This window comes from Nocardia sp. CA-128927 (genome assembly GCF_050955855.1).
Taxonomy (GTDB): domain Bacteria; phylum Actinomycetota; class Actinomycetes; order Mycobacteriales; family Mycobacteriaceae; genus Nocardia.
Map to the genome: position 1 here is coordinate 5058665 of NZ_CP192087.1, position 15369 is coordinate 5074033.

The 15369-nt window shown below is 67.1% G+C and carries 14 protein-coding genes; 9 read left to right on the forward strand and 5 right to left on the reverse strand.

Annotation, left to right across the window (positions count from 1 at the left end; genetic code table 11):
* The first annotated feature begins 25 nt into the window (after positions 1–25).
* The 3 genes from ACQPW1_RS23735 to ACQPW1_RS23745 are packed head-to-tail and all read left to right on the forward strand — an operon-like array spanning position 26 to position 3242.
* The gene (locus ACQPW1_RS23735) at positions 26–679 is read left to right on the forward strand and encodes a TetR family transcriptional regulator (protein ID WP_433664902.1); all 654 of its coding nucleotides are present in this window, start codon (positions 26–28) and stop codon (positions 677–679) included.
* A complete protein-coding gene (locus ACQPW1_RS23740) occupies positions 679–1611 on the forward strand; it encodes an ATP-binding cassette domain-containing protein (RefSeq protein WP_433664903.1) in 933 nt (310 codons plus the stop codon). The genes ACQPW1_RS23735 and ACQPW1_RS23740 overlap by 1 nt, the downstream gene beginning before the upstream one ends.
* Positions 1608–3242, forward strand: coding sequence for an ABC transporter permease (locus ACQPW1_RS23745; protein WP_433664905.1), 1635 nt, complete (start codon positions 1608–1610; stop codon positions 3240–3242). The genes ACQPW1_RS23740 and ACQPW1_RS23745 overlap by 4 nt, the downstream gene beginning before the upstream one ends.
* Before the next feature lie 57 nt (positions 3243–3299).
* On the opposite strand, the gene ACQPW1_RS23750 is transcribed toward ACQPW1_RS23745, so the two are convergent.
* Entirely contained in the window at positions 3300–4148 is an 849-nt protein-coding gene (locus ACQPW1_RS23750) for an LLM class F420-dependent oxidoreductase (protein ID WP_433664906.1), read from the reverse strand.
* 174 nt (positions 4149–4322) lie between these two features.
* Here ACQPW1_RS23750 and ACQPW1_RS23755 point away from each other — a divergent pair, with 174 nt between their 5' ends.
* Positions 4323–4874: a cytochrome b gene (locus ACQPW1_RS23755; RefSeq protein ID WP_433664907.1), complete on the forward strand. Its 552-nt coding sequence runs from the start codon at positions 4323–4325 to the stop codon at positions 4872–4874.
* Here the strand turns inward: ACQPW1_RS23755 and ACQPW1_RS23760 are convergent.
* Positions 4827–5495, reverse strand: a complete 669-nt coding sequence (locus tag ACQPW1_RS23760) for a phosphatase PAP2 family protein (protein ID WP_433664908.1) — start codon at positions 5493–5495, stop codon at positions 4827–4829. The two genes, ACQPW1_RS23755 and ACQPW1_RS23760, sit on opposite strands and share 48 nt — an antisense overlap.
* 297 nt (positions 5496–5792) lie before the next feature.
* On the opposite strand from ACQPW1_RS23760, the gene ACQPW1_RS23765 reads away from it, so the two are divergent.
* Positions 5793–8189, forward strand: a complete 2397-nt coding sequence (locus tag ACQPW1_RS23765; protein WP_433664909.1) for a helix-turn-helix transcriptional regulator — start codon at positions 5793–5795, stop codon at positions 8187–8189.
* Positions 8190–8195: 6 nt separating this feature from the next.
* Here the strand turns inward: ACQPW1_RS23765 and ACQPW1_RS23770 are convergent, their stop codons facing one another.
* The 3 genes from ACQPW1_RS23770 to ACQPW1_RS23780 all read right to left on the reverse strand — a co-directional run bounded on the left by ACQPW1_RS23770 (position 8196) and on the right by ACQPW1_RS23780 (position 12368).
* Positions 8196–9077, reverse strand: coding sequence for a nuclease-related domain-containing protein (locus ACQPW1_RS23770; protein WP_433664910.1), 882 nt, complete (start codon positions 9075–9077; stop codon positions 8196–8198).
* Between the two features lie 114 nt (positions 9078–9191).
* Positions 9192–10589 carry a DUF2252 domain-containing protein gene (locus ACQPW1_RS23775; protein ID WP_433664911.1) on the reverse strand — a complete coding sequence of 466 codons (1398 nt, stop codon included), beginning with the start codon at positions 10587–10589 and terminating at the stop codon, positions 9192–9194.
* An 84-nt stretch (positions 10590–10673) separates the two neighbouring features.
* A complete protein-coding gene (locus ACQPW1_RS23780) occupies positions 10674–12368 on the reverse strand; it encodes a GMC oxidoreductase (protein WP_433664912.1) in 1695 nt (564 codons plus the stop codon).
* Between the two features lie 258 nt (positions 12369–12626).
* Between ACQPW1_RS23780 and ACQPW1_RS23785 the strand changes: the two genes are divergently transcribed.
* The 4 genes from ACQPW1_RS23785 to ftsR all read left to right on the forward strand — a co-directional run bounded on the left by ACQPW1_RS23785 (position 12627) and on the right by ftsR (position 15244).
* The gene (locus ACQPW1_RS23785; RefSeq protein ID WP_433665319.1) at positions 12627–13196 is read left to right on the forward strand and encodes a CDP-alcohol phosphatidyltransferase family protein; all 570 of its coding nucleotides are present in this window, start codon (positions 12627–12629) and stop codon (positions 13194–13196) included.
* 82 nt (positions 13197–13278) lie between these two features.
* Positions 13279–13677, forward strand: a complete 399-nt coding sequence (gcvH, locus tag ACQPW1_RS23790; protein WP_433664913.1) for a glycine cleavage system protein GcvH — start codon at positions 13279–13281, stop codon at positions 13675–13677.
* A gap of 168 nt (positions 13678–13845) precedes the next feature.
* A complete protein-coding gene (gene odhI, locus ACQPW1_RS23795; RefSeq protein ID WP_040734653.1) occupies positions 13846–14331 on the forward strand; it encodes an oxoglutarate dehydrogenase inhibitor Odhl in 486 nt (161 codons plus the stop codon).
* A gap of 112 nt (positions 14332–14443) precedes the next feature.
* Complete coding sequence (gene ftsR, locus ACQPW1_RS23800; protein ID WP_433665320.1) at positions 14444–15244, forward strand: transcriptional regulator FtsR; 801 nt, start codon at positions 14444–14446, stop codon at positions 15242–15244.
* Positions 15245–15369: the final 125 nt, after the last annotated feature.

The following is a 15369-nucleotide window of genomic DNA, read 5'->3' on the forward strand; positions in this document are numbered from 1 at the left end:
AACGAGTGTTTAGTATATTGAACACGTGTTTAACGAACAGCCCCTATCGCAAGGACCCGCCACGGATCTGACGACGGCCGCGCGAATACGCGATGCCGCGATCGAGGTCTTCGGCGACCAGGGCTTCCAGGTGGGCGTTCGCGCAATCGCGAAGGCGGCAGGTGTCTCGCCCGGTCTGGTGAACCATCACTTCGGCTCCAAGGACGGTCTGCGCGCCGCCTGTGACGAGCGGGTGCTGCAGTTGATCCGCGACGAGAAGCTCAAGGCGCTCACCGCGGGCAGCGTCGCGAAGGGCATGCTGGCCGCGCTCGCCGAGATCGAGGTGTACGGACCGCTGGTCGCCTATATGGTGCGCAGCCTGCAGGCGGGTGGTCCGCTGGCACTGTCGCTGTTCGATCACATGGCCGAGGACGCCGAGGCCTACATCCAGCAGGGTGTCGAGGCGGGCACGATCAAGCCGAGCCGCGACCCGGCCGCGCGGGCCAGATACCTGATGACCCTCAACGTCGGCGCGACCCTGCTCTGGGTGCAGTTGCACCAGAAGCCCGGCGAAAAGCTCGATTTCCGTAAAGCAATCCGTGAGCTGACCGAAGAGCTCACGGCCCCCGCCCTGGAGTTCTACACCCAGGGCATCCTCACCGACCCCACACTTTTGGACGCCTTCAACAAGGAGCACTGATGTCCGAGATCATTCAAATCAACGATCTCCGAAAGACGTTCGGCCATGTCGCCGCACTGGACGGACTGAATCTGACTGTCAGAGAAGGGGAAATCCACGGCTTCCTAGGGCCCAACGGCGCGGGCAAGTCGACGACCATCCGTGTCCTGCTGGGGATCCTGCGCGCCACCTCCGGTCGGGTCGAACTCTTCGGCAGCGATCCGTGGGCCGATGCGGTCGCGCTGCATCACGAACTCGCTTATGTGCCAGGCGATGTCACACTGTGGCCGTCGCTGTCCGGCGGCGAGACGATCGATCTGCTGGCCAGGATGCGTGGCGGGATCAACAAGGAGCGCCGGGCGGAACTGATCCAGCGGTTCGATCTGGATCCGCGCAAGAAGGCCCGCACCTACTCGAAGGGCAACCGGCAGAAGGTCGCACTGATCTCGGCGCTCGCCTCGGACGTGCGGCTGCTGCTGCTCGACGAGCCGACCTCGGGCCTGGATCCGTTGATGGAACAGGTCTTTCGTGAATGCATCGAGGAGGCCAAGCAGCGCGGCACCACGGTGCTGCTGTCGAGCCACATCCTGTCGGAAGTGGAGGTGCTGTGCGATCGGGTGACCATCATCCGGGCCGGACGCACCGTGGAGAGTGGCTCGCTGTCGGAGATGCGGCACTTGTCGCGGACCTCGATCACCGCCGAATTGCTCGGTGACCCAGGCGATCTCCATCGGATCACCGGGGTCGACGACATCCAGTGGGACGGCAAGACGCTGCGCTGCCAGGTCGACAGTGAGCATCTCGGCGAGCTGATCCGGGTGCTCGGCGACACCGGCGTGCGCAGCCTGACCAGTGCGCCGCCCACCCTGGAAGAGCTGTTCATGCGGCACTATCACGTCGATGGCGACGCCTCGAAGAGTGCGGCCAAGAGCGGGGAGAAGGTGCGCGCATGACGACCGTCACCGCGGGCAGGCATTACGCCGCCCCGGCCGTGCGCGGCTCGGCCGACTTCGCGGGTACGGGGCAGCTACTCCGCCTGTATCTGCGCCGCGACCGAATCGTGTTGCCGCTGTGGGCGATTGCCTTCGGACTGTTGCCTGCCTTCTATGTCGCGAGCACCAAGAGTGTCTACGGCACCCCGGCCGATCTCGCGAACTACGCGAAGACCATCACCGACAGCCCCGCGCTGATGGCCATGTACGGGCCGGTGTTCAGCACGGATATCGGCTCCATGGCGTTGTGGAAGGCGGGTCCGTACTTCGCGATGATCGGGATCGCGACGATCCTCACCGTCGTCCGGCACACCCGGGTCGAGGAGGAAACCGGCCGCGCGGAATTGGTCGGTGCCACCAGCATCGGCCGCTTCGCCGGACTCACCGCCGCGCTGGTACTGACAACGCTCGGTTGTGTGATCGTCGGAATCGTTTCTACCGCAATGCTGTACAGCAACGACCTGCCGATCGCCGGTTCGGTGGCGTTCTCCGCGGCGCTGGCCTGCTCCGGCCTGGTCTGGGCCGGGGTCGGCGCTGTCGCCGCACAGGTGAGCAGTGGCGCGCGAATCGCCCGCGGTGTCGCGCTCGGGGCGCTGGCCGCGGCGTTCGCGGTGCGGGCGCTCGGTGACGCGGGAAACGGTGTGCTGACCTGGTTTTCGCCACTCGGCTGGTGCATTCAGATGCGGGCGTTCGCGCAGGAACGCTGGTGGGTGCTGATCCCGTTGCTGGCACTCGCGGTGCTGATGGTGGGGGCTGCGTACGCGTTGCTCACTCGTCGCGATACTGGTTCGGGGCTGCTCGCCGAACGCCTCGGCGCACCGGCCGCGGCACCGGGACTGTCCGGCCCGACCGGCCTGGCCTGGCGGCTGCAACGCGGCTCATTGCTGGTCTGGGCCATCGGATTCCTGCTGTACGGGCTGCTGATGGGCGGCGCGCTGAAGAGCGTCGGCGACATGCTCGAGAACAACTCGTCGGTGACGGACATCGTCAACCGCATGGGTGGGTCGGACGTGCTGCAGGATTCGTTCATCACCTTTGCGCTGACCCTGCTCGCCGCGGGCGCGGCCGCCTACTCGCTCTCGGCGGCGCTGCGGCTGCACGACGAGGAGGCCAGCCAGCGGGCCGATTCGACGCTGGCCGGTTCGATCAGTCGAGAGCGATACGCGTTGAGCCACATCGGTTTCGCGCTACTCGGTCCCGTGCTGCTCCTGCTGCTGGCCGGTCTGGCGATCGGCATCGTCTACGGCGCGTCCGACGGCGATATGGCGGGCAAGGTGACCGACTCGCTGGGTGCGGCAGCGGTCCAGGTGCCCGCGGTATGGGTTTTCACCGGAATCGCGGTGGCGATCTATGGGATCGCGCCCCGCTTCACCCCGGTCGCCTGGGGCGTTCTCAGCGTCCTGATCGTCATCCTGTTCGCAGGCTCGCTGGACGGGCTGCCGCAGTGGATCGTCGACCTGGTGCCGTTCGTGCATCCGCCGAAGCTGCCCGGTGCGGAGTTCCAGTTCGCCCCGGTGCTGTGGCTGCTGGCGATCGCAGCGGCGCTGCTCGCGGTAGGCATCGTGGCCTTCCGTAGGCGAGATCTGCGCTGAAACAGTAGGCAGCGGCCCGTGCGGGATGATTGCGCGCGGGCCGCTGCTGTATCTGTACTAGGCAGTGATGCCGAGCTTTCCGGCGAGGCGGTCGAGGTAGGCGCGCACTTCGTCGGTCGAGCGGTCGGGCATGCCGAAAACGGCCTCGGTGACACCGGCTTCGGCCCACTCGGCCAACTGTGCCGGGTTCGGTTTCCCCGCGAGCGCGATGACCTCGGGTGTGCCTTCGCGACCGTGCTCACGCCAGATCCGATGCAGCAGTGCGATTTTGGTGTCGACACCGTCCTCGGTGGGGGTGGTGATCCACCCGTCCGCGTTCTTGGCGAGCCAGGTGAACGACTTCTCGGTGCCCGCGGCGCCGAGATGCACCGGAATCCGCTTCTGCACCGGCTTGGGCCAGGACCAGCTGGCGCCGAAGTTCACGAACTCACCGGCGAAGCTGGCCTCCTCGTCGGTCCAGATCGCGCGCATCGCGTCCAGGTGCTCGCGCAGCACCGTGCGGCGCTTGTTCGGGGGCACGCCGTGGTGGGCGAGTTCGTCGGTGTTCCAACCGAATCCGACGCCGAGGCTGACCCGGCCGCCGGACAGGTGGTCGAGTGAGGCGATGGTTTTAGCCAGGGTGATCGGGTGATGTTCGGCGGGCAACGCGACCGCCGTCGACAAGCCGATCCGGCTCGTCACGGCGGCGATGGTCGCCAGCGCCACCCATGGATCGAGGGTGCGCAGGTATCGGTCATCCGGCAGGCTCGCATCGCCGGTCTGCGGATGCGCCGCAGCGCGCACCACCGGGATGTGCGTGTGCTCCGGCACGTAGAACGTGTCGAAACCGGCACCCTCGGCGGCCACCGCCGCGTCCGCGGGCGTGATGCCTCGATCGCTGGTGAACAACACAATTCCGTACCGCACCGTACGCGCTCCCATCGTCTAAACTAGAACAAGTTCTACCACCTTTCCAGACCGGCACCAAGGGTTTGCCGTTCATCGACCGGTCTCGCTGAACTGTTCGCCCGCCGGATTCGTGTCATGACTGTGCTGAGGTCGCGGGCGAACTCCGGGCCGGGACGCGGCGGGAGATTGCGGATGAGCACCGAGATCGTGCGGTTCGACGCGTTGACCCGGGTGGTGCACTGGCTGATGGCGGCGCTCGTTGTGACGGCGTTGATCGCGGGGGCGGGCATGGTGCACTGGTGGGGCGAGACCATGGCGCTGCGGACATTGCACATGACCGTCGGAGTCGGCGTGCTCGCGTTCGCGGTGGTGCGGGTGGTCAATCGGCTGTTGCGTCGCGGACCGGGGGCGTTCGCGCGGCTCGGGCCGATCGAACGGTGGGTGGCCACCGGCTCCGAAATCCTCATGTACGCACTGCTTCTCGCGCAACCACTGATCGGGTGGGCGATGGTGTCCGCGTCCGGGGGAGAGGTGCGGCTGGCGGGCGGGATCGAGCTGCCGGCGCTGGTGTCCACCGACTGGCAGCTGTATGAGCGGCTGCGCTCCTTGCACACCTACTTCGGTTACGCCTTGCTTGTGGTGTTCACCGCGCACATCTGCGCGATCGCGTTCCACGCACTGGTGCTGCGCGACGGTCTACTGAGTCGAATGCTGTTCGGCAGGACTCGCGTGCCGCCTGCCTGACCGCGCCGATCCGAGGTCGATGAGCAACTGCGCCGCCCAACACAGCGCCAGCACCATCGCGATGGCTGCGGCGGCACCGCCGATGATGTCGGTGGGCAGGTGATAGTCGAGTCTGACCATGCCGACGGCCACCACGAGCAGTGCCACCATCGCGATCACGAGCGCGATGACTCGCGCCCGGACCGAATCGATCAGCACGATGAACGCGGTCGCGATCGCCACCAGATGCACCGTGTGCCCGCTGGGATAGGCGAGATAGTCGTGTAGGTGCCGGTCCCACAGCGGCTTCCACAACCAGGCATTGAGGCCGACGGCGAGCTCGGGTACCAGCACCATGATCGCGGCGCGCCACCATTGGCCTTGGTAGCCGAACCACGCGGCCGCGAGCAGCAACAGTGGCAGCAGGATGTAGGCGTTGCTGGGAATCATCAGCGCCTGCGCGATGCCGGGCCGGGAGTCGAGCGCAGAGTGAATCGGATCGGCCAGCGTGCGATCGAACCCGGTCGGGCCGCCGTCGGGTGGAAACGTCAAGGGCAGGACACCCGTGACAGCGCCGCTCAGCGCGATGCCGCCGAGCCGCAGCGCGCCCCCGATGCTGGTGTCTTGCCGTAATCCGATCACCGGTCGACGATAGCGACTGACAGGTTTCTGCTGCTCGGCCGCAGGTCGACGGAGAAGGTGATGGCCACTCGTCCGGGCATGCTCGGCACCGCGCGACCGTCGAAACCTCCGGAGTCCCAGGTCAACTCGTGGATCTGTTTACCCCCCGCGACGCTGCGAGGTCTTGGTATGGTCGTACTCGATCGGTGAACACTCGGGTTCATCAATCGATATCTCGGCTCGGCCGGCCTGGATGCATCGTGGCTCGGGCGTATTTCGTGCGGTCGTCTCAGCCGTGGCAGTGACTGAGAGGTGCCCATGGTTGGCGATGACGTCCGCCCCACGTTGGCCGGAACCTATCGGCTACCGACGATCATCGGGCGGGCGGCTGAGCTTACCGAGCTCGGTCGACTACTCGTCGATCCTCGGGTCCGGCTGCTCACGCTCACCGGGTCTGCCGGGGTGGGTAAATCCAGACTAGCTCGAGAGGCGTTGTCGGACAGCGCATTCCACGGCGGCCGCGACACGGTGGTCGATTTGGGCGAGTGCGCCGATCGCGCCGGTGCGTGGAACATGGTGCTGGAGAAAGCGAGTAACCGTTCACTCGCCGCCGCACCCCAATGCCTCGACCCGGTCGAGGCATTGGCGCAGCTGGCCGCCAGGATCGGCGCCGGCCGGGTAATCCTGTTGCTGGACAACTGTGATCGGGTGGTCGAGCAGAGTTCCACCGATGTGGCAAGGCTTTTGGAGCACTGCCCGCACCTGGTGCTGGTGGCGACCAGCCGCGTCCCGTTCAACCTGTATCGCGAATGCGTGCTGTGCGTGCGCCCGTTGCGCACCGGCTGCGACAGCGGCGACTACTACCCGGGCTCGGCGCCCGCCGCCCAGCTGCTGCTCGACAGCATCGACAGCCACTACCGGGGGACGGCCGCGGTGGCCGATCGGCTCGTGCTCGACGAGATCGCGCGCGAGCTCGACGGCGTGCCGCTGGCGATCGAACTCGCGGCGGGCTCGATCGCCCGGATCGGCCCGGTACGCACCTTGCACCGCATCGAGGCGGGCGCGGACCTGCGTTCGCCGTCCTACGTCGACGTGCCCGCCCGGCACCGGACCCTGCACGGCGCGGTCGAGTGGGGTCTGGATGACGTCCGCCCCGAGGTGCTCGAACTGCTGCTTCGGCTGTCGCTTTACGAGTCGACGATCGATACCGACACCGCCTGCCTCGCGGCCGGGACCACCGAGGACGAGGCCACCACCGCGATGGCGGAACTGGTGCAGCGCAGCCTGCTCGACCAAACGTCCAGCGGCACGCACGGGCACGGCTACCGGCTCTTCGCGCCCGTCCGCGCCTACTGCCGCCGGGTGCTCAGCGCTGACCCGTTGCGCGCCACCGCATTCCGCGACGACCATGTGGACCGGCTCTGCCGGCTCGCCGAGTCCATCGGGCCTCAGTTCGACCAGCGCGAGCAGCGGGCGGCCGCACTGGACGCCGCGGGCAAACGGATCGAGGACTTTCTCGCGGCGGTGCACTATCTGATCGAGACCGGACGGCCGGAACGCGCCGTCCGCCTGGCGGCGCACCTGGAATCGGCCTGGATCCAATACGGCTACCAGTGCGAATTGGAGTCGGTCCTGGCCAACGTGCTGAAGATGAGCGACCGCGGCACCCTGTCGCCCGGCGTGACGGCGCCGCTGTGCCTCGAGGTCCTGGGGCTCTGGGCGGGCCGGTCGGGGCGGCTGCGGCGGGCGGTCGAACTGCTCACGAATTCGGTTGCCGCATATCGCCGTTTCGACAAACAAGGCGACGCGGCCCGGGTCGCGGTGGTGCTGGTTGCCGCGTTGATCGCGGTAGGCGACCGGGCGGCCGCCAAAGACCAGTTGAGTCTGGCGACGCGGCACGCTGACCAGCTCAGTGGCTCATGGCGAGGCCGACTACAGGGTGTCATCATGCTGCTGCGCCTCTCGGATCCGCCCACCCGCGACGCCGACATCTGGGCCGAGATGCGGGATGGGGCCAGGCGAATGGGTAGCTCGGCGCGGCTGATCGGCCTGAATACGCTGGCGCGCACGCAGATCGGGCCGCGGACGGCGGATCGTGCCCAGTCGCTGTACCGGGAGAACCTGGGCGACGATGACCTGGGAACGCATGTCCTGCAGGCGATCATCGCGCTGGAGGGTTGCGCCATGGCCTACGACGCGGCCGGTGTCGAGTACGCCGAACCGACGGTGCTGCTGATGCTCGCGGCCCGGCAGTTGCGTGCCACGCACGGCATCCCGCAACTGGGTGCGGGTGATCCGGCACCACACGAAGCGCAGCACCGGAACGCCCTCGGTGAGAGCAAGTTTCGCGACATCATGCGGACGGCGGGGGAGATGACCCTGACCGACGCGGTGGCCTATGCCTGTGCGGGTCCGACGCTACCCGACCCCGACGATTCCCCGCTTGCCGCGCTCACCAACCGGCAGTGCGAGATCGCCAAGCTGGTCGCCACCGGCATGACCAACCGGATGATCGCCACCCAGTTGGGGATTTCGGAATGGACCGTCGTCAACCACGTGCGTCAGGTGATGCTCAAGCTGGGCTGTCCCTCGCGATTACACGTCGCGCTACTGGTGGAACGCGACTCGCAGCCAACGCCGGACGGCCGGACCGACCCGTCGTTCGACGAGCCGACGGTCGAGTTGACGCGAATCACCGTGGCGCGCAAGGCGTAAGGCGGATCAGGGGCCGTAGGTCAAGATCGCGCTGATGACGAACCACAGCACCCAGGCGAAGGCGATCAGCATGCCGATGGCCAGGACGATCCGCATGAAGGCGCGACCGAAATCCATGTCACGGGTCTCCCGCGGATACAGCTTCCACGGGCTGTACCAGGGCGCCTCGACCGCGTAGACGGGCTTGTGCGCCTCGCGCTCGGCCTGCGCCAGCTCCTCCGCGTAGGCCTCGGCCTGCGCCTGGTTCGGGCCGCCGTGCCACAGCGTGATGTCGATCGGGCCGAGGAAGCCCTCGTTCAGCAGTTCCTGCGGCGCGGGCAGGTAGGGCAGGATGCCGAGGCCGCGGAAGGCGATGGCGACATCGTTGGCCGTCCACAGGTGCTTTTCCTGTTCGGCGAGCGCGTCGAAGTAGTGCCGCAGCCTGCCGGGGTCATCGCCGAGGATCACATCGAAGCTGGGATCGCTCCACGCCTGCTGGATCTTCAGCTCGGCGCCGCGCAGCGGGACCACCAGCGCGAGCCCGTGCACCGCGCGCTGGCCGAGGCCGCGGGCGGCCAGCCAGTTCTGCAGCGCGAAGGTGTGCTCGCGGGACTTCTCCAACGGGGTGCGCCGGTCCCGGCCCTCCATCGCGGCCGGGTCGCCGTTGATCGTCCACTGGCCGTTGAGCGGGATCTCCAGCACGCCGTCCTGCCGGGCCACCAGCGCCTCGGCCTCGATCACCACGCAGCTGGTCGGCGTCCACACCACCGCGTCGAACTGGTGCAGCCGATCCTTGTGGAACAGACTGCAGTTGATCGTGGCGACGCCCTTCGGACTGCCCGCGTCCTTCCAGGTGCGCAACCAATCGATCAGCGCCCGCTCGGCATTGGTGCCTGCGGCGTTCTGCACTCGCACGAGCATTAACGACCGCCCTTCACGTCGACACTCGACAGTGCACAGGATACGAGGTGCGCGGCCGAGTTCGCCGCGCTCACGGCAATAGTCGGCGTGTTGGTGCCGCGATCACTCCGGTTCCTCGGCCGCGATTTTGCCCGCCTCGACCGCCTCGACCAGTGTGGCGTGGTCGGATTCGGTGCGGTCGGCATAACGGACGGCGAAATCGGCGACCGCGTCGTCGAACCGCTCGTCGTCGCCGAGATAGCCAGCGAGCAGGCGCGGATCGAGCGAGCGCGAATGCGCGCGGGCCAGCAGCGCACCGGCCAGCCTGCCGTAGTCGTCGAGGTCGGCGGCGGACAGGCCGGCCGGGTCGATGCTGCCCTTCAGATTGCGGAATTGCCGCACGATGAAAGGCAATTCGGTGCCGTCGCCGGTCGGGTCGACACCGGTCCAGCCGAGCAGGATGTCGCTCTCCGACTGAACCAGCCTGGCGCCCTGCACGATTCGCTTGCCCTCGTGCTTCGGCGGCGGCGCGGGCAGATACGGCGCGAGCGCGGACGGATTGGCCTGCTTGATCTGCAGCACCAACGCCTCGCCCTCGTTACCGTGCAGCAACGCGACATAGGTGTGCAGGCCGACGCTGCCGGTGCCGACAATGCGGAAGGCGATGTCGGACAACGCGAATCGGGCGAGCAGGTTGCGCCGGGACACCCGCAAGGTGTCGGCGTAGCGCTCCAGCCCGTCGGTGATCGCCGCCGCGACCTTGTCGTCGACCGGCGTGAGAATCGGTGGGTCGCTGATGAATCGGTGCTTCTTGATGCCGGTCTGGTGGTCCTCGAGGTGTTCGGTCCACTTGGCGACCACCTTCGCGCTGGTGTTCTTGCGCGCCTTCTTCGCGGCCTTCTTGAAGTCGTCGATGAGATCGTGTGCCGCCGCCTGATTCAGCACCGATTCGTCGGGCAGCGCGCTCCACGATTCCAGGAACGGCTGCTCGGCCAGATGGGCCGCCGCGAGGCGGTAGGCGCGCGCCGCGTCATGGGCCGCCGCGCGGCAGTCGTCCTCGCCCGCACCGCTTTCCCGGCCCGCGAGCACCAGGCTGGCCGCCAACCGGTCCAGATCCCATTCCCACGGCCCGACGATGGTCTCGTCGAAATCATTGATGTCCATGATGATTTCGCCGCGTGGCGTGCCGTACAGGCCGAAGTTCGCGGCGTGCGCGTCGCCGCAGAGCTGTGCGGTGAGCCCGGTGTCCGGTCCGTCGGCCAGATCGGCGGCCATCAGACCGGCCGCGCCGCGATAGAAAGTGAACGGGGACGCGATCATCCGGCCGATCCGCAGCGGCACCAGGTGCGGAATCCGGCCCGCATTGCTCGCCTCGATGAACTCGAGCACGTCGGGCCGCCGCGCTCCTTCGGCGGCTCGGTCCCGCGCATCGACCGGAACCCGGTCGCGCACGGCCTTTCCGCGGGCATACACGTCGGCCGCGGGGATATAGGAGCGTAGATCGATACGACTGTCTGACACGTTGCTGACGCTAGCCGGTGTCGGCGCCCGCAACGGTGTCGGTTTCGCCACGTTCGATGCTGGTCGGGTATGCCGCCGGGTGGCTCAGTTGGCGGGCGCGGGGGAGTCGATCGGGGTGATCGGCAGGCGCAGCGCACCCGGTGCGGCAGCGGGCACGGTCGGCTGCTTCGGCACCACGGGGGCGATGCGCCGATACGCCGAACCGAGCTCCGGACGCGGGTCCGCCTCGTTCTTGTTGGGCCAGAACGCCATTGCCCGCTCCGCCTGCGCGGTGATGGTGAGCGACGGGTTGACGCCCAGGTTGGCGGTCACCGCCGACCCGTCCGCCACATGCAGGCCGGGGTGGCCGAACACCCGCTGATACGGGTCCACCACACCGGTTTCCGGGGTGTCGCCGATGACACAGCCGCCGATGTAGTGCGCGGTCGCGGGGATGTTGAACACGTCCATCACCAGCCCGTGCGTATCGCCCTGCACCTTCTCGCCGAAGCGCCGCCCGATGTCGTGCGCCATCGGGATCCAGGTCGGGTTCGGTTCGCCGGTGCCCTGTTTCGTCTTCAGCAGCCCGCGCCTGCGGAACGAGGTCAGCGAGTTGTCCAGCGACTGCATGACCAGCAGGATCACCGACTTCTCCGAGGCGTGCCTGGCATTGAGGCTGCGCAGGAAGACCAACGGGTGCACGACCATCGCGAGCAGGAAGCGCAGGAACCGGAACGCGCCGCCGTCCACGATCGGCACCGACATCGGGAACAGCGCGTTCTGTCCTTTGCCGTAGTGGCACACCTCGATGTGGGTGTCCTCGGCCGGATGGATCGAGGAGGTGATCGCGATGCCCTCGGCGAAGTCGCGGCGCGAGCGGCTCACCACATTGAGGATCGCCTCGGAGTTGCTGCGGGTCAGCTCGCCGAGCCGGGGCGAGAGCCGCGGCAGCACCGCGTCGTCGCGCATCTTGTGCAGCAGTTTCTGGGTGCCGAGCGCGGCACCGGCGAACACCACCTGCTCGGCGGTGAAGGTCTTGCGCTGCTTGCGGATCCAGCGGTCCGAGCGCTCGGTCTCGACGGCATAGCCGCCGTCCGGCAGCGGCCGCACCACGGTCGCGGTGGTCAGCGGATGGACCTCGGCGCCCGCCTGTTCGGCCAGGTAGAGGTAGTTCGTGGTGGTGGTGTTCTTGGCGTTGTTCGGGCAGCCGGTGAAACATTGCGCGCAGTGCACGCAGCCGCGCCTGCGCGGGCCGACACCACCGAAGTAAGGGTCGTCGACCTCGGTGCCCGGATCGCTCTCGTTGAAGAACACCCCGACATTGGTCGCGTGGAAGGTGTCGGCGACGCCCAGGTCGTCGGCGATTTCGCGGATCACCTCGTCGGCCGGGGTCATTCGCGGATTCGGCGCCACGCCGAGCATCCGTTGCGCCTGGTCGTAGTACGGCGCCAGCTCGGCCCGCCAGTCGGTGATGTGCGCCCACTGCTTGTCGGTGTAGAAGTTCGACAGAGGCTCGTAGAGGGTGTTGCCGTAGATGAGCGATCCGCCGCCGACACCAGCGCCGGAGAACACCGCGCACTTGCCGAGGATGCTGATCCGCTGCGGACCCGTCAGACCCAGTCGCGGCGCCCAAATCGACTTGCGCACATTCCAATTGCTGCTCGGGATGTCCTCGGCATTCCACCGTCGGCCCGCCTCGAGCACGCCGACCCGATACCCCTTCTCGGTCAGCCGGAGCGCGCTCACGCTGCCACCGAAACCGGAGCCGATCACCACCACGTCGTAGTCGAATGCGGGCATGACTTCCTCTCGCTAACCGGCCACCGGGCCAGTAGCTCACCGTACCGACAGATGAGATGATTTCATACTCATTCTGTCACCGCCGGGCTGTGGTGCAAACCATCCTTGCACGGAGATATCGAGAAAACCGGCGTGCCCGGATGGCGTGGACCGGGGTCGGTGCGGTAAGCACGGGGCGTGACAACCGAATCGGGCACAACGGAACCGGAGGAGCGCGCCGACACCGACGGCGCGACCGGCGGCGTCTTCGACGACCGCATCCTCACCGTCCCGAATGTCCTGAGTTTCGTGCGCCTGCTGGGCGTTCCGGTGTTCCTCTGGCTGCTGCTGGTCGAGCATGCCGACGGCTGGGCGTTCGTGCTGGCGTTCGCCAGCGGATTGACCGACTTCCTGGACGGCAAGCTGGCCCGCCTGCTCGATCAGTCCTCGCGCCTCGGGGCCCTGCTCGATCCGTTCGTGGATCGGTTGTACCTGGTGACGACCTTGGCGGCGTTCGTGGTTCGCGGCCTGATCCCGTGGTGGGTCGCGGTGATCGTGGTCGGTCGCGACCTGATCCTCACGCTCACGCTGTCGGTCTACAAACGCCGCGACCTACCCCCGCCCGATGTCATCTATCTCGGCAAGGCAGCGACCTTCGCGTTGATGTCCGCGTTCGTCTGGTTGCTGGCCGGGGAGATGGATTGGGCACTGGACGGTTTCGGACGCGCCTTCGGTGGGGCATTACTGGTCTGGGGCACGGCGGTGTATGTATGGACCGGCTTGCTCTACACCGGTAAGGCGATCGCCATCGCACGCTCGATACCGGCTGTGCCACACCGCTCGACCTGACCGACGGCGTCGAGTCGAACATTGTCCGAACCCTCGCATAGAGTTGCCCGCACACGATCACAACGGAAAGGACGGACGGCCTGTGACCCAGACCCCCGAAGATCTGCGCTACACCGAAGAGCACGAGTGGGTGCAGCGGATCGGACCGACCCGGGTTCGGGTGGGCATCACCGATTATGCGCAGTCTCAACTCGGTGACGTTGTGTTCGTGCAGCTGCCCGAGACGGACAAAGACGTTGCCGTACAGGACAGCATCGCCGAGGTCGAGTCGACCAAGAGCGTGTCCGACATCTACGCGCCGATCGCGGCGAAAGTTGTTGCGGTGAACGAGGAATTGGTGCAGCAGCCGGAGACGCTGAACACCGATCCGTATGGCGCGGGCTGGCTGTTCGAACTGGAGGTCGCGGACGCCGACGGCCTCGACAAGACCCTTGGTGAACTGTTGGATGCGGCAGGTTATCAAGGAGTTATCGGGGGCTGAATCAGCCTTCCCGGTTCTACCTGCACGGGCACGCCCTGGCAGGGTACGGTCAATGCCAACAGATGCGCCGACAGTCATTGTCGGGAATCTAGGGACTCGACGGCAGGTCGTGGTGCCACAGGTATCACCTGCTTGCATGGATAATCAGGTTCGAGGAGGAGAGAAACGGTGAGCGAGAACAAAGACCCGGGTTACGGGGAGACCGCGGCCGAGACGACGTCGGTCTTCCGCGCGGATTTCCTGAACGAGGTCGACGCGTCGCGCTCCGGAGAGCCGACCGGTGAACAGCCGGTCCAAGGGGTCGAGGGTCTGCCCGTTGGTGCGGCCCTCCTGGTCGTCAAGCGTGGTCCGAACGCGGGCTCGCGCTTCCTGCTGGATCAGCCGACGACGTCGGCGGGCCGCCACCCCGACAGTGACATCTTTCTCGACGACGTCACCGTCAGCCGTCGGCATGCCGAGTTCCGTCAGGACGACGATTCGTTCCAGGTTGTCGATGTCGGCAGCCTGAACGGCACCTATGTGAATCGGGAGCCGGTGGACTCCTCGGAACTCCAGAACGGCGACGAGGTACAGATCGGTAAGTTCCGTCTCGTGTTCCTCACCGGACCGCGGGCCCAGGTCAACGAGCCGTCTGCGGGTGCAGGGAGCCTATGAGCACGCGGCGCTGGGTTCTTTCTCGACATGAAGGGCTCGGGGTCATGAAGGAGCTCTGTGTCTCGAGGAGCCTGGCGCTGTGACCGGCGCGGCGCAGTGGGCGCGCGGAGGCATGTCGATCGGCTCCGTTCTCGACCTGCTGCGCCCCGACTTTCCGGACGTCACCATCTCGAAGATCCGTTTCCTCGAAGCGGAAGGCCTGATTCGGCCGGAGCGCACGCCCTCGGGCTACCGCAGATTCTCCATCGCCGATTGTGAACGGCTTCGGTTCGTGCTGACCGCGCAACGCGATCAGTACCTGCCGCTGAAGGTGATCAAGGAACAACTCGAAGCGATCGACAGCGGCGCGGCGACGCTCGGTGTGCGGGAAGCCCGCGCCCGGGCGCATTCCGGCCGTGCGGGTGCGTCGGAGTCGGCACCAACGGTGTCCGACTCCGAGCACCCGGCCGCGCCTGGCGGGAACCGGAACGGTGCCGCGGCGCCGAGGAGGCTCGGCGTGGTGCCCAGCGAGATTTCCCCCGACGATCTGCGGTTCGATCACGAAATCCGGCTCACCCGCGCGGATCTGCTCGCACAGGCCGAGATCGACGAGGCCTTCCTCAACGACCTCGTCCGGGCGAACCTGATCACCCCCGGCGCCGCCGGATTCTTCGACGGCGACGCGGTGACGCTGGCCAAGACCGCCAAGGCGATGGCCGAATTCGGTTTGGAGGCACGGCATTTGCGTGCGTTCAAACTGGCCGCTGATCGCGAGGCCGCGCTGGTCGCGCAGATCGCCGCGCCGATCGCGAAGAGCCGGGATGCCGGTGCGCGGGCCAGAGCCGAGGAAACGGTGCGCGAACTCGCGGCGCTGTCGCTGACGTTGCACGCGTGTCTGGTGAAGTCGTCGGTGCGGACGTCGCTGGGCGGCTGAACATCCCGTTGAACCGCTGACAGGGAATCTCTGTCATGTTTCGGTCATCCAACACGCCGATTTCGGCTGTGCACACGGACCGCTGCACTCGCGCGGGTTCGCCTAGACTCGTGGTACGGCGAGCT

What these genes read in the sequence shown, in the direction of transcription:
- ftsR (WP_433665320.1), top strand. Translation starts at nt 14,444, where the DNA reads ATGTCGATCGGCTCCGTTCTCGACCTGCTGCGCCCCGACTTTCCGGAC.
- ACQPW1_RS23745 (WP_433664905.1), top strand. Translation starts at nt 1,608, where the DNA reads ATGACGACCGTCACCGCGGGCAGGCATTACGCCGCCCCGGCCGTGCGC.
- ACQPW1_RS23755 (WP_433664907.1), top strand. Translation starts at nt 4,323, where the DNA reads ATGAGCACCGAGATCGTGCGGTTCGACGCGTTGACCCGGGTGGTGCAC.
- ACQPW1_RS23780 (WP_433664912.1), bottom strand. Translation starts at nt 12,368, where the DNA reads ATGCCCGCATTCGACTACGACGTGGTGGTGATCGGCTCCGGTTTCGGT.
- ACQPW1_RS23765 (WP_433664909.1), top strand. Translation starts at nt 5,793, where the DNA reads ATGGTTGGCGATGACGTCCGCCCCACGTTGGCCGGAACCTATCGGCTA.
- ACQPW1_RS23740 (WP_433664903.1), top strand. Translation starts at nt 679, where the DNA reads ATGTCCGAGATCATTCAAATCAACGATCTCCGAAAGACGTTCGGCCAT.